Source organism: Bacillus altaicus, from assembly GCF_042136375.2.
Lineage (GTDB): Bacteria > Bacillota > Bacilli > Bacillales > Bacillaceae_G > Bacillus_A > Bacillus_A cereus_U.
On sequence record NZ_CM143394.1, the window covers coordinates 3,189,159 to 3,203,340 of the forward strand.

Here is a 14,182-nt window from a genome sequence, read left to right on the forward strand (position 1 = left end):
ATATTTCCTTGCATTTTCCTGCTCCTTTGAATAACGTCAGTATAATAACTACTTCGAAACCTTTTCAAGAAATTCCTGCATCTACAAAGCCTGCAACATTATTATCCTGCCAATATGGAGAATCATAGAAACATAGGTTGTCCACTTTAGACACGACACGTTTTCCTACATTTGAATTGTTTCGTTCCAATCGACTGCAAAATGAACGAATACGTTTTTCCCTGTATCACCAGATTTCTTGGATTTAAAGCCATTTTCCCTTTTAGGGTGATATAGTCCTTAAGATCTTGTTAAACCTGTGCAATTACGGTTGGAATTTCATTCTGTTTGACACATATCCCCAGGCTATCTGGACACAATAAAAGATGAGGTGACTGACATGAAGGATAAAATATTAGAATTAGTACCAGGATCGGTAAAAAAATTACTCCAGAAAAAAGTTAAAGATGGAAACCAATGCCTCATTGATTTGGTTGTGGATGATGCAACTGCTTATGGATTTGAACCGGAGCAAGTAGTCCCCTGTATCATGGCGGGTTATTATGTTTATGAATCCACCACCTATCCCAGTGAAATGGAGGAAGAATGGAAGCTGAACTTGGTTTTTCATGCGGCCAATCGCTCGGCAATGAAGCTTCTGTCTTATGGGAAGTATAAAGCCAAACAATCTGAAAGTGGATGGATGAGATATACAAATCCATAAGATTTACTTAACATACACCAACTAGCTTGGTAAGCATGGGGCACCGTCACATACCCATCAACGTAAGATTTTGAAATACCCCCAAGTATTTTGGTAAAAAAAATCAACATTTAGGTTCCTTATGACATTTTTCTAATATAAGTTGTAACATTGCCTAAACAACAACTACCTTGTGGATTGTTTACTTCACAACCACATCGGTTTTCTCTTATGTTTTCGCGAATATGCTCTACTGGATTAGGAGTAAGTCCATTTTCCACATATTGTTTAATTTTTTCTTTTGTCCAATCAAAACAATAACAAATTGGTGTAGTTGCTGAGTCATCTTTTTGATGTACAGCTACCTTTATGGCAGATACAAAGTATTTTTTATTATTCGTATCAAAATAGACTACATCACAATCTTCGTTTGAACAAAAATAGTGATTTTCTTTAGCATTTAATGTTTCTAATGCAGATGATTTAAGCAATGATTTTAATGTAATCAACTTTACATTCTTAGCTTTATTTTTACATGATGGACAATGACCATTATTTTCAATTTTTATTCCTTTAAGGTTACTACAACAATCTTCCATTATTCTTCCACCTTTACAATTTATTATTTAAATATTCTTCTGCTTTCTTTTCTGAATCCATTAAAGTTTCGATAATAGGACATTCGTAAATATCTTTGCTTTCGGACATCTTTCCTTAAGGTCTATCAACAGTTGTTTAATTTTTTTAAGGTCTTGAATTTTACGTTGGATGTCCTCTAATTTAAGAACAGTGAAATCATATATGTCACCTCACTTTGCTTCATTGCGATCGACACCCCCTAGCAATTTGTCAATTTCATTTAAGGTAAACCCCAATTCCTGCGTCCGTTTTATGAAATTCAAACGATCGACCATTTGTAGGGAATACATTCGGTATCCTTTTTCGGTACGATTAGGCTCTGGAATTAAGCCTAAACGTTCATAGTATCGAATGGTCTCCTTGTTAAAGCGACATCTGTTTCGTTGTATCTGAAATGATCGATTATATGTATAAAATAGAAACAGTTGTTAACTATGCTCTAATTTACTACTTCTTCGTAATACTATCTTTTATTACATCCATTTAAATTCAATATATAAATTATAACGAGCTGATAGATTTTTCTCTATAATCAAACACAATTATTTGGACTAATCTTCCTCCCCCATTAGTAAGCTGAAAACAAGGGGATAGAATTGGAGTGTGATGATATGGAACGTTTATGGATTCCTATAATCGTTACGTTTTTTTCGTTCGGTGGATTACTATTAGGAGGTGCTGTTGGAGTAGCAACACGCCAACTAATTGAAGAAAAGATGCATCGCTTATACGCATTATGTGGTGGGATTTTGCTTGGGCTTTTATCACTTGAAATTATTCCTGAAACATTTTCAAGCTATGAAATAATTGGGCCTATGCTCGGTATAGCTATCGGTATTTTAGTTATGAGCTTATTAGATAACTATTGTCATCATCCGATTATACATAAGAAAGATCAACAAGCATGGCAAACCTTCCTTTTTCTTTCTTTCGCTATATTCATTCATAATATGCCGAGTGGATTTGCGTTAGGAACAGCGTTTATAAATCATAATGACTCTGCCATTCCTTTCTTACTTGCGATTGTCATTCACCATATTCCAGAAGGGTTAGCTTTAATTATTCCATTTCTTTTTACAAAACATAAATACATTTCATTTTTATTAACAACTTTATTACTTTCTCTTATCCTAGGGACCGGTACTGTTTTTGGCATTATGATGGACGGGAAAGCTCTCCATTTACAAGGACTTATTATGGGAAGCGCAATTGGTTCTCTTGGCTATGTCACAATTCACGAAATGCTTTGGAAAGCAAAAAAACAGCTATCTTTCCTTCCGTTTCTATCGTGGTCTATTAGTGGATTTTTACTAATAACAGCCTTCACTCTTTTCACTGGACATCATTAAAACAAATAAGTTATATCATTTGTATATTTTTCCTTTTTCTCCAAAACATAATAGTATCTACCTATTATAAGGAGGAACGATTATGTTTGGAAAAACAGCCGGTGAAGCATTAGTGGATCTTTTAATTGACTGGGGTGTAGAACACATATATGGTATGCCTGGAGATTCCATTAATTCTATTATTGAAGCTTTAAGAAAAAAACAAGATAAAATTAAATTTATTCAAGTTCGCCATGAAGAAGCTGGTGCGTTAGCAGCGGCAGCCTATGCGAAATTAACAGGAAAACTTGGTGTTTGTATGGCTATTGCAGGACCTGGAGCGATTCATTTATTAAATGGTTTATACGATGCAAAACTCGATCAAGCTCCTGTACTAGCAATTTCAGGACAAGTAGAAAGTGATTTACTCGGAACTGATTTTTTCCAAGAAGTAAACTTAGAAAGAATGTTTGATGACGTTGCGGTTTATAACCAACGAATAATGTCAGCTGAACAGTTACCTGCTGTTGTGAATCAAGCAATTCGAATGGCATATACGAAAAAAGGTGTCTCTGTTCTAACTATTCCAGATGATGTTCCGAAATTTGAAGTGAAAAATGGTGCACGTATTACAAACTCTTCCTTTACATTACCAGAAATATTTCCGCAAGAAGAAGATTTAACTTTAGCGAAACTCGCACTTAATGAAGCGAAAAAACCTGTTATTTTAGCCGGGAAAGGAGCAAAACATGCAAGAGAGTCTTTACTTGCATTTGCAGAACATATCGGTGCTCCAATCGTACTTACATTACCAGCTAAAGGGATTGTTCCTGATGAACACCCTCTTTGTATCGGTGGATTAGGATTAATCGGGACGAAACCTTCTTATGAAGCAATGAAGCATGCAGATACTTTAATTATGGTTGGTACTTCTTATCCGTTCACTGGTTTCTTACCCGAAAAAGCAAAAACACTTCATATTGATACAGACCCCGCACAAATCGGAAAACGTTATACGACAGATATCGGCTTAGCTGGTGATGCTGATAAAACATTAAAATGGTTAATTGAAAATGTAGAAAAACACGAGGATCATTCCTTCTTAGAGCATCATCAAGAAATGATGAAAAAGTGGGAAGAAAAATTACACACTCAAGAAGAAGATTCTTCTACTCCAATTAAACCACAACGAGTTATGCATGCACTGCAGAAAGTAGCAGAAGATGACGCAATTCTTTCAGTCGATGTCGGAAATGTAACAGTATGGACTGCAAGGCACTTCCGTATGACAAACCAGAAATTTATCATTTCTAGTTGGCTTGCAACACTTGGCTGCGGTTTACCTGGTGCACTTGCTGGACAAATTGCTTTCCCGGATAAACAAGTGTTTGCAGTTTGTGGTGACGGCGGATTCGGAATGACAATGAATGACTTCGTAACAGCTGTTAAATATAAACTACCAATCGTTGTCGTTGTATTAAACAATAATAAAATTGCTATGATTAAATTCGAACAAGAAGTTATGGGGAATATTGAATTTGGTACAGACTTAACGAATCCTGATTTCGCAAAATACGCAGAGGCGTGCGGTGGTATTGGATACCGCGTCGAACAGTTAGATGACTTACTTCCTGCCTTTGAAAATGCGGTAAAACAAAGTAAACCATGCATTATTGATGTAGTTGTAGATGTAAATGAAGCACCAATGCCAGCGAAAATCACATTTGGTCAAGCAGCTGGTTATACAAAACATATGATAAAAGAATTATTTGAAGAAGGTAAGATTGATTTACCTCCACTTTAAACGAAAAAAGATAGCTGAAAACAATTTGTCTTCAGCTATCTTTTTTTATTTTTGCACCTCTCTATAGAAAGAAAAATCCTTAATTGTAGGCTGTATTTGTTTCTCTACTTTCACTTCTTTATCCCTCCGTTTCGCTCTTCTAACATTCCCTAATTTAATTGCATCCTGCATACTATTACTAATAAGATTCCCTGACAAGATTGTCATACTATAAAAAGCAATCGGAATAAGTACAATCCATGTATGAGTAGTTAAGTGACGGAAGTTTTGACCAATTAACCCTGTCCATTCTTTTGTTACACTATCTGCATCTATACCGCCAAAGATTATTGTTCCGCCAAAAAATAATCGCAACAAACCCAGATGTAAGAGAAGTAATAAAGTGCTAACAAATTGCTGGGCTACTAATAAAAGAAATGATGGTAACATATGCGGCCATACATGACGCTTCAGTCTTTGCCACTTACTTCCTCCAAGCACTGTTGCCGCCAACATAAATTCTTCTTTCTTAATTCGCTTGACTTCTTGCGCTACATACAACATAACTGTCGGTACTGCAAGACATGCAAGAACTATAATTTGAAACGCAACTCGCAAATGAAACGGAGCAGCTGCCTCTCCACTGTCGAACATTAAAACTTCCTTTAAAATAAAATAGGAAATCATAACCATTGGCACGATACTGAATGGATCAAAAAAAGATGAGATAACTGGAAATGAGCGTTTACTGTACATACCAAGTAATAAACCAATGCCTCCCCCAATCACTACACGTAAAACTGCAATAACTATACTCGCACCTACAGTCCATTTCGCTCCTTCTATTATTAACTGGAAAAGATCGCGACCTTTGTCATCACTTCCGAACCAAAATTTACTCGATGGCGAAAACGGAGCAGCCTCTAATTCTCCTTTTTCGTTATACAACATCGTTAGTTCTCGAATGTTCCCATCGAAAAACAACGTATTCCCAATACTAACAATCATAAGTACACTTAAAAAAGTAACACCAAACCAAAATCTTACATCTCTTTTAACAACTTGCCACATATTACGCACGCTCCTTTATAACATTTTGTAAAAGCGTATGTAATAAACGAAACAAGATAAAAATCGGTACATATAATATAATTAAACTTACTGTGAAAATTTCTATGTTCGAATGTTCTTTTACAAATACAAACATTCCATATGTGTTAAAAATCCATTCAATAATATATAAATTGGATAGCATAAATAAAATATTTGTTTTCGCATAATAAACTGTCGTCAATAAAACATTTCTTGAAATATGATGTGTCAAAATATGCCGTAAGCTTAACCCTTTACTCTTGGCAAACATACTATAATCTTTCTCTAATTCTTCTCTGAACCTTAATAACAAAAGTTTAATAAACAATAACGTTGTTGGTATTGTAAGACATATAATCGGTAACAAACGTACTCTTTCTTCCCCTAATCCAGCCAGTTTGATTGGCATAAACCCTGTTTTTTGAAAAATAATTACGACAAGAAGTTGCGATAATAAAATAAGTAAAATATCTGGTATGCTCTCAAGGGTAAGAAAAATCCCATTCCATATTCTTTGTTTCATATGAGTTCGTTGCAGTACAAAAACAACAAGTACATACGCTATACATAAAGAAAGTAAAAAAGCTGAAAGAAATACTATCATCGTTTCAATATAATGGATCCAAATTTGCGGAAATAATTTTCTCGGCGCTTGAAAACCATATGTAATTTCAGTTGGGTGAAGTACTTTCTCACCAACATATATAATTGCATTCCAAAAACCGATTAAATCAATTTGCAATCCCTTAAATAACCGAGGGAGCGCACCTAGACAGATTATACATAAGATTGCAGCAAATAATTGTAAACAGGTAATTCCACACCACTTAGCAGTTCGAATGAACATAACTATTACCCCTTCTATTTAAATGAATATTCAGAAACTAAAACTATGTATAGTACCTATATCTTTTAATAAAATAACTCCTCTCTCGACAAAACATATCGATTCTCGTCATTTCTCTGAAGTTGTATTATATCTTTCGACTATTATCCAACATTTTCCTTCTTGATCGATTATATACTATAAAAAAGCACTTATTTTTAAAATAAGTGCTTTTTTATTTAATTTCATTTTACGAATGTATCACACAACCACTCATAAAACTTTTCCTTCTCTTCAAATTGAGGGTAATGTGCTGAGTTTTCAAAAGCTATAAATTCTTTTTGATTCGCTTCAATCCTATCAAAATACTGTTTAGCTGCATGAAATGAAGTATTATAGTCATATTTACCCATAAGAAAATAAAGCGGTAACTTCAGTTTAGTTACTTTAGTAGGTAATGGATTCTTTAAGTCTTTTTCTAATAAGACAGTTTGAGAGTGTGATAATCCAACGTTATAACGAATTACATCTAACAAGTTATATTCATTACTGAATAACATCCCCATGTTATCACCATCTGGATTTTCAATGAGTCTTGATGTTCCACCATATTTCGCAACATAATTTCGCGGAGTATATGTATCACCATTTTTAATTTTTTCAGTTAACCCTTTTAAATGTGAAACCTCATCCGCATTCCCAGCATTTTGTGCCTGTTCAATAACGTAGTTTAAACTATTCATCTCACTTTCTACTGTATCGCTCATCTGTCCAATGCCAATATATGCTTCATATTTTTCAGGAGCTTTGTTGGCAGCCTGTATTCCAATATATGTACCATAAGAATGGCCTATTAAAATTACTTTTTCTTTGCCTAGACGTTTTGAAACGTAATCCGTCATAGCTAATAAATCCTCCACGAGTAGATCTGATGAAAGGTTAGAATAGTCTTCAAAGAAATGATACGATTTTCCACTTGCTCTTTGATCGTAATTGACAACCGTGAATTTCTCTTCCAATAAGTCTTGGTATTTTTGAGCATATGGTATTTCCGAAGAACCTGGTCCACCATGTACAAAGATAATAACTGGATTACTCTTATCTTTGCCGCGTATCATAATTTCATGACCAGTTCCATTTATCTCTACTTGTTCTAATGTACTTATACTGTTTTTGACCTTTATTTGTGAGGTCCATGTAGGAAATACCAACGCTATGATTAGTAATAGTATAGTAATGACTCCGATAAGTTTTATTAATTTTTTTATCTTCCTCATACAACGTTTCCTTTCCTTTAAATTTATAAAAATATCAATTCCATCTAAATTTGTTTGTACATTATTAGTCTCCCATACACTTCTTAACTTTCCACTACATAAACCCTTAACATTTCCTTAATTTTCTATATATTCATTACAGAAAGACTTGAAAACATCTCGCATACACGTATTTATGTATCACAAACACAGAAAAAAGCCCTTGTTTTCATAACAAGGACCCTTTCGTTAAACTATTTCACCACTTCTTCTTTCGGCATTACCATACCTTTATACAATTGAACAGTTATCCAGTAATAGATGAAATAAATTACTAAGAATATCCCTATTGGCACCCACACTTTCACAAACGGATCAACTAATATAAAGCTGAATAAGTTAAGCCCTACTAAAACGTGGGAGATTCCAATAATTGCTGGGAAGATAAATAAATATGAAATCTCTTTATATATACTTTTTGTTAACATACTACGTCTCACACCAATTTTTCGTAGCATTTCATAACGGCGTACATCACGAGAAGCTCCTGTTAGTATTTTGAACATAAGAGAACTCGCCATCATTGCTAAAAATGCAATTCCAAGGAAAAATCCCATAAACATTGTTCCGCTCATGAAACTATTCATGAACTGATAAATTGTCATTTTAGTATATAAGTCTACTTTTGTACCTGTTGTTTTTTCAATTTGTTCTTTTTGTCTCTTATCTATTTCGATTAATAACTGTTTATACTTTTTCATATCATCTACTTTTGCTAATGTTACAGTATGTTCTGTTCCTTGAATTCCTTTATAATGCTCTTCATCTGCAATTCTTACCGCTTTTCCGTTAAATTGATTATGTGTAATTTGTATCTCTCTTACAACCGCATCCTCCCAATCTTTTGGCATACGAGGAAGCTTATTTGCTACTTCAGGAGCTTCCAGAGCAGAATATACAGGTTCAGTTAAAGGTTCAGCCACGCGTTTACGAACAGGTTCTTTTAAAGTTTTTGTATCAAAATGATCTGAAATAAGTGGTGGTTTTTCAGTTAAGTCGTTACGTAAGTAATACACCGCTTCTCCATCTACTTTATACTTATACTTGCTTTCTTCAACAATTTCCATTTCTTTTAATGCTGCTTTATCTTGTTCATTTGGATCATGAATTACGACATCATATACACGTGAGAAGTCTGTCATAATGCCTACATTCTTTTGAAACGCCATACCTGCTGTCATTGCACCTGCACCTAACGCAATTAACATCGCTACAGTGCCTAGTACCCTCGATAAACTAGTTACTCGAAAACGTAACTGTGCATAAGTAAAACTATTTAATCCCGTTTCATTTCGTTTTTTATTTCCCTTAATTTTCATTACAAAAAGTGGAAGTAACGAGTTGAAAATGAAATACGTTCCTAATGTCGTAACAATTGTCGCTATTATAAATCCTAGTTCAGCAAACATTTTTATATTTACCATAAAATAGTATCCTGTACTTACTAGCAATACACCTAGTACTGTCATAATAACTGTGCGGGTTTTACTTTTCTTCACCTCATCTTGCGTTTCATCTTCACGTATTAACTCTAATTCTGTTTTACGTAATAATCGGAAACTATTCATTAAACCAGTAATGAAAAATAATATTAAGAAGAAAATAGATGTAACTAATATAGCTGGTGTGTACACAGATGCGTAATTACCTTTTGCTGAAATTCCCATTCCATTCATTAAAAAATTTCCTGCTACACTAGCAAGTATTATTCCTACTAAAATACCGATAATAATACTGACAATCCCCATACCAAAAGTCTCAATAAATAATAATTGCGCTACTTTTTTCTTTTTCGCTCCAAGCATCATGTACATACCGAGTTCTTTTCTTCTTAATGTAAGTAAAAAAGAATTGGCATATATGATGTAAAAAACTGTAATGAAAGAAAGCAATATTGCACCAACCCAGAAGACGAGCCTAATACTACTAATGAGACTATTATCTTTTGTAAATTCACTATTCATCGCCATCGTTTGGAACATGTAAAAAATACTAATACTAATGACTAGACCAATAAGTAAAACCATATAATCCTTTAACATTTTTTTCATACTATGACGTGATAATTTGAATAACATAGTCTCGCCCCCTTACTTCGACTCAGCTGCTGAGCCCATTTGGGCAAGCACACCTAAAATATCTTGATAGAAATTTTCTCGTGTTCCTTGACTTTTTAACTCTTTATAAAGAAGTCCATCCTGAATAAATAAAATACGTTCACAATAGCTCGCACTAAATGCATCGTGTGTTACCATCAAAATACTGACATTGTGATTTTCATGTAAATCTTGCATCGCTTCTAATAAACTTTTTGCATTTTTACTATCAAGTGCTCCTGTCGGTTCATCTGCTAATACGATTGCCGGATTATGTACTAAAGCTCGTGCTGCCGCTGTTCTTTGTTTTTGTCCACCAGAAACAGCAGTCGGATATTTAGTTAAAATTTCAGTAATCCCTAATTTCTTTGCTACTTCATTAACTTTTCCAGTAATCTCACTTGACGGTACGCCTTGCAAGGAAAGTGGTAAAGCGATATTTTCATAAATTGATAAATTTTCTAGTAGATTAAAATCTTGAAAAATAAATCCTAATTTTTGAGAACGAAAATCTGATAATGCATTCCCTTTCATAGAAGTAATATTTGTGCCAGCTATTGTTACACTGCCACCTGTCGCTTGATCAAGTGTACTAATCACATTAAGTAATGTCGTTTTTCCAGATCCAGAAGGACCCATAATCCCTACAAACTCTCCTTCTTTAATACTTAATGAAACACCCCTTAATGCTTTTGACTGATTCTCATTTCTTTTCCCATACGTTTTTTCTACACTTTCTACAGTAACTACATTTGTTGACATCTCTTTCACTCCATCCCTTTTGTATAGTATGAATTTCCCATATATTTCTTATATTTTCCTCATAAAAATTCTTAAGAATTTTTAAATTTTCCAAATGCAGATTGAGATACATAAGGAATACAAACGATTTCTCTGCTTAATATTCTCATTTTTCTAAAATCCTTTCATTCGATTTCCCTTACATTTACCTTACATTTTTGTAAGGTAAAAAAGAAAACAAACCACTTCATAAGAGCATTTCTTTGGAATGAGAAATGCTTTTTATTGTTATCAAAATTAAAAAGATATTCCAATAACAATAATAACACAATAAAAAACAATACAATTTTATTGCGAAACGATAAATCACGTGATAAAATCATGTTGTTATTACATAAGTGAGGTGCTTTTTATGAAACAAGTTACGACACTCTTTTTAAAACTAGCTATTATTTTTATAGGAGTCCCAGTTCTTGCATTGTGCATATTTTTGGTGCCTAAGATTGGGAATTTCGCTGGAGAATTGTATCCAGATATTGCTTATATGAAATCTCTCGTTTTAATCGATATGTACGCGGCAGCGATACCTTTTTACTTTGCTCTGTATCAAGCTTTTAAACTTTTAAGCTATATTGATAAGAACCAAGCGTTCTCGGAATTATCGGTAAAGGCTTTAAAGAATATAAAATACTGTGCCATCACGATCAGTACCTTGTACTTGCTAGGTATGCCACTCTACTATCTCATGGCGAAAAAAATTGATCCTCCAAGTTTCATACCAATCGGATTGACCATCATTTTCGCCTCTATGGTGATCGCCGTTTTTGCTGCTGTTCTCCAAAGGCTTTTACAAGAAGCTATTAATATAAAATCAGAAAATGATTTAACGGTCTGAGGTGGAGGATATGGCAATTATTATTAATATTGATGTGATGTTAGCAAAACGAAAAATGAGCGTAACGGAGCTTTCGGAGAGGGTTGGGATTACGATGGCGAATCTTTCCATTCTGAAAAATGGGAAAGCAAAAGCGGTTCGTTTTTCAACATTAGAAGCGATATGTAAGACTTTAGATTGTCAACCAGGTGATATTTTGGAGTACAAAAGCGACGAATACACTCAATAAATACAGACAACAACTTTCTTCAACCAATGGGATTAAATAGTGAAATTAAGATGAAGGGATAGCAATTAAGCTATCCCTTCTCTGCGTTTATTATTGTTATTTAATATATCTTTAATTACTTTAACTTCAGTATTACATATTAATGGAGTGTTTTATTATCAATCTCTATTTCCTATTTCCTCTTTCATACTTTCCACAAACGCATCTAGTTCAACAATTTCTGACTTCTCTTCACCATATTTCCGTACATTTACAGCTTCTCTTTCCATTTCCTTATCTCCAATAACTAGAATATAAGGAACTTTCTGCATTTGCGCTTCTCTTATTTTATATCCTAATTTTTCACTTCGAATATCCCGTTCAACACGAATACCCGCTTGTTTTAGTTTATCTTCAATTTCTTTTGCATATTGTTCATGTACTGCATTTGAAACTGGAATTACTTTCACTTGAACTGGTGCCACCCACACTGGGAACGCGCCGCCAAAGTGCTCAATTAATATTGCTAAAAAGCGGTCTAAAGATCCTAAAACTGCTCGGTGGATTACAACCGGTCTTCTTTTTTCATTATTTTCATCTATATAATTTAAATCAAATTTCTCTGGCATTTGGAAATCAAGTTGGACTGTTCCGCACTGATGACTTCTATTTAAAGCATCTTTAATATGGAAATCAATTTTCGGTCCGTAAAATGCTCCGTCACCTTCATTTAGTCTATATTTATAATTTAATGATTGTAATACATTTTCTAATGCCGATTCTGCTTGCTCCCATAATTTATCGTCACCCATTGAATCTTCTGGACGAGTAGAAAGCTCGACTTCGTACTCAAATCCAAAAGTTTTATACACATAATCAATTTGCGCCAACACTGATTTGATTTCATCTTCAATTTGTTCAGGTGTTACAAATAAATGAGCATCATCTTGGCAGAAAGTACGAACTCTTAATAATCCGTTTAAAGCGCCACTAAATTCATGTCGATGCACTTGACCGAACTCACACATGCGAATCGGTAATTCGCGATAGGAATGCAATTTATTTTTAAACATAAGCATGTGTCCTGGGCAGTTCATCGGTTTTAATGCAAAACTTTTATGATCCACTTCTGAGAAATACATATTATCTTTATAATGCCCCCAGTGCCCTGACTTCTCCCATAATTCTTGATTCATCATAAATGGAGTACGCACTTCTTGATAATTGTACTCATTTTGAATTTCTCTTAAAAATGCTTCTAATTCATTGCGAATAATCTGTCCTTTCGGCAAGTAAAACGGCATTCCCGGAGCCTCTTCCGAAAACATAAACAATTCAAGTTCACTACCTAATTTCCGATGATTTCTCTTCGCAGCCTCTTCAACAAAATGCAAATAATTTTCTAATTCTTTTTGTGAAGCAAATGCAACACCGTATATACGCTGAAGCACTTGATTGTTACTATCGCCTCGCCAATATGCACCAGAAACATGAGTTAATTGAAATGCTTTCAGATAACCAGTAGATGGCAAATGTGGTCCTCTACATAAATCTACAAATTCGCCTTGTTTATACAGTGTTACACTTTCCTCATTAGGAATTGCTTCTAAAAGCTCTAATTTCAAACTATCATTCATTTCTTGAAACAGTTCTTTTGCTTCTTCTCGAGAAACCTCAACTCGCTCTATCTTTACATTTTCATTTATAATATTTTTCATTTCTTTTTCTATTTTCGGTAAATCTTCTACGTTTACACTACTTTGAAGATCAATGTCATAATAAAATCCATTTTCAATAACTGGCCCTACACCAAGGTTTACATCACCATAAATTCTTTTTACAGCTTGCGCTAATATATGTGCCGCAGAGTGTCTTGCAATTTCTACACCTTCACTTGAATCAATAGTAATAATTTCTACTTCTGCATTCTCTTCAATATTTCGTCGTAAATCAAAAGACTGATCATTAACTTTTCCTGCGACTGCTTTCTTTTTCAAGCTACTACTAATTGCCCCAGCAATTTCTTCTAAAGTAATGCCTTTCACAAATTCTTTAACGCTACCATCTGGAAATTTAATTTCGATCATCTGTTCTTTCATTTTTCATCTCTCCATTTCATAATAAAAAGCACACTCATCCCTAAAATAGGGACGAGTGTGCTTTTACCCGTGGTTCCACCCAGATTCCCATCACTAAATGCAATGGCTTCTTTTACGGTAACGTCGTTTACACGGCACTAGATACTTGATTTCCCCAGTGCAGCTCTAAGGTGGTAAGTTATTTTACTGCGTTAGGAAGTTCTCAGCTTTTCTTCCTTCTCTGTATAACCGTTTAAAATAACTCGTGTCCTTTTCTTCGCTTATTATGAAATAAAATATAAAAAAGCCTATTCATCCCTAGTAAATAGGGACGAATATGCTTATATTCGTGGTTCCACCCAGATTCCCATCACAAAAAACATAATGGCTTCTTTTGCGATAACGTCGCTTACACGGCACTAGATACTTGATTTCCCCAGTGCAGCTCTAAGGTGGTAAGTTATTTTACTGCATTAGGAAGTTCTCAGCTTTCCTTCC

At 34.2% G+C, this 14,182-nt stretch carries 12 protein-coding genes, 1 pseudogene and 2 other annotated features (1 of these 15 running past the window's edge); of the genes and pseudogenes, 5 read left to right on the top strand and 8 right to left on the bottom strand.

What is annotated here, in order from left to right; translation table 11 throughout:
- Positions 1–379 precede the first annotated feature (379 nt).
- Complete coding sequence (locus tag ACE38F_RS16620) at positions 380–703, top strand: hypothetical protein (protein ID WP_375369219.1); 324 nt, start codon at positions 380–382, stop codon at positions 701–703.
- A gap of 119 nt (positions 704–822) precedes the next feature.
- Here ACE38F_RS16620 and ACE38F_RS16625 read toward each other — a convergent pair whose 3' ends face one another.
- Entirely contained in the window at positions 823–1,281 is a 459-nt protein-coding gene (locus ACE38F_RS16625; protein WP_375369220.1) for a putative iron-sulfur cluster-binding metallochaperone, read from the bottom strand.
- A gap of 13 nt (positions 1,282–1,294) precedes the next feature.
- Positions 1,295–1,710 (bottom strand): annotated as a pseudogene (gene merR / locus ACE38F_RS16630) (Hg(II)-responsive transcriptional regulator).
- 222 nt (positions 1,711–1,932) lie between these two features.
- Here merR and ACE38F_RS16635 point away from each other — a divergent pair.
- Both ACE38F_RS16635 and ACE38F_RS16640 read left to right on the top strand, forming a co-directional pair.
- The gene (locus ACE38F_RS16635; RefSeq protein WP_002136231.1) at positions 1,933–2,670 is read left to right on the top strand and encodes a ZIP family metal transporter; all 738 of its coding nucleotides are present in this window, start codon (positions 1,933–1,935) and stop codon (positions 2,668–2,670) included.
- Positions 2,671–2,752: 82 nt separating this feature from the next.
- On the top strand, positions 2,753–4,453 hold the full coding sequence (locus ACE38F_RS16640) for a pyruvate oxidase (RefSeq protein ID WP_375369222.1): 1,701 nt from the start codon (positions 2,753–2,755) through the stop codon (positions 4,451–4,453).
- Between the two features lie 45 nt (positions 4,454–4,498).
- Here the strand turns inward: ACE38F_RS16640 and ACE38F_RS16645 are convergent, their stop codons facing one another.
- The 5 genes from ACE38F_RS16645 to ACE38F_RS16665 form a co-directional block, all read right to left on the bottom strand.
- Positions 4,499–5,503, bottom strand: coding sequence for an ABC transporter permease subunit (locus tag ACE38F_RS16645; RefSeq protein ID WP_375369224.1), 1,005 nt, complete (start codon positions 5,501–5,503; stop codon positions 4,499–4,501).
- Position 5,504: 1 nt separating this feature from the next.
- The gene (locus ACE38F_RS16650; protein ID WP_375369225.1) at positions 5,505–6,371 is read right to left on the bottom strand and encodes an ABC transporter permease subunit; all 867 of its coding nucleotides are present in this window, start codon (positions 6,369–6,371) and stop codon (positions 5,505–5,507) included.
- A 224-nt stretch (positions 6,372–6,595) separates the two neighbouring features.
- Positions 6,596–7,627 (bottom strand): alpha/beta fold hydrolase, encoded by a 1,032-nt coding sequence (locus ACE38F_RS16655; protein ID WP_375369226.1) that lies wholly within the window; start codon positions 7,625–7,627, stop codon positions 6,596–6,598.
- A 233-nt stretch (positions 7,628–7,860) separates the two neighbouring features.
- Positions 7,861–9,744 (bottom strand): ABC transporter permease, encoded by a 1,884-nt coding sequence (locus ACE38F_RS16660; RefSeq protein ID WP_375369228.1) that lies wholly within the window; start codon positions 9,742–9,744, stop codon positions 7,861–7,863.
- 12 nt (positions 9,745–9,756) lie between these two features.
- Positions 9,757–10,524, bottom strand: coding sequence for an ABC transporter ATP-binding protein (locus ACE38F_RS16665; protein WP_375369229.1), 768 nt, complete (start codon positions 10,522–10,524; stop codon positions 9,757–9,759).
- Positions 10,525–10,915: 391 nt separating this feature from the next.
- Between ACE38F_RS16665 and ACE38F_RS16670 the strand changes: the two genes are divergently transcribed.
- Both ACE38F_RS16670 and ACE38F_RS16675 read left to right on the top strand, forming a co-directional pair.
- Complete coding sequence (locus ACE38F_RS16670; protein ID WP_375369230.1) at positions 10,916–11,398, top strand: DUF2975 domain-containing protein; 483 nt, start codon at positions 10,916–10,918, stop codon at positions 11,396–11,398.
- A 10-nt stretch (positions 11,399–11,408) separates the two neighbouring features.
- On the top strand, positions 11,409–11,627 hold the full coding sequence (locus ACE38F_RS16675) for a helix-turn-helix domain-containing protein (RefSeq protein ID WP_002168434.1): 219 nt from the start codon (positions 11,409–11,411) through the stop codon (positions 11,625–11,627).
- Positions 11,628–11,785: 158 nt separating this feature from the next.
- Here the strand turns inward: ACE38F_RS16675 and thrS are convergent, their stop codons facing one another.
- A complete protein-coding gene (gene thrS / locus ACE38F_RS16680) occupies positions 11,786–13,705 on the bottom strand; it encodes a threonine--tRNA ligase (protein ID WP_215556292.1) in 1,920 nt (639 codons plus the stop codon).
- Between the two features lie 44 nt (positions 13,706–13,749).
- Positions 13,750–13,971, bottom strand: a binding site (T-box leader).
- A gap of 37 nt (positions 13,972–14,008) precedes the next feature.
- Positions 14,009–14,182: a binding site (T-box leader), on the bottom strand (it continues 50 nt past the right edge of the window).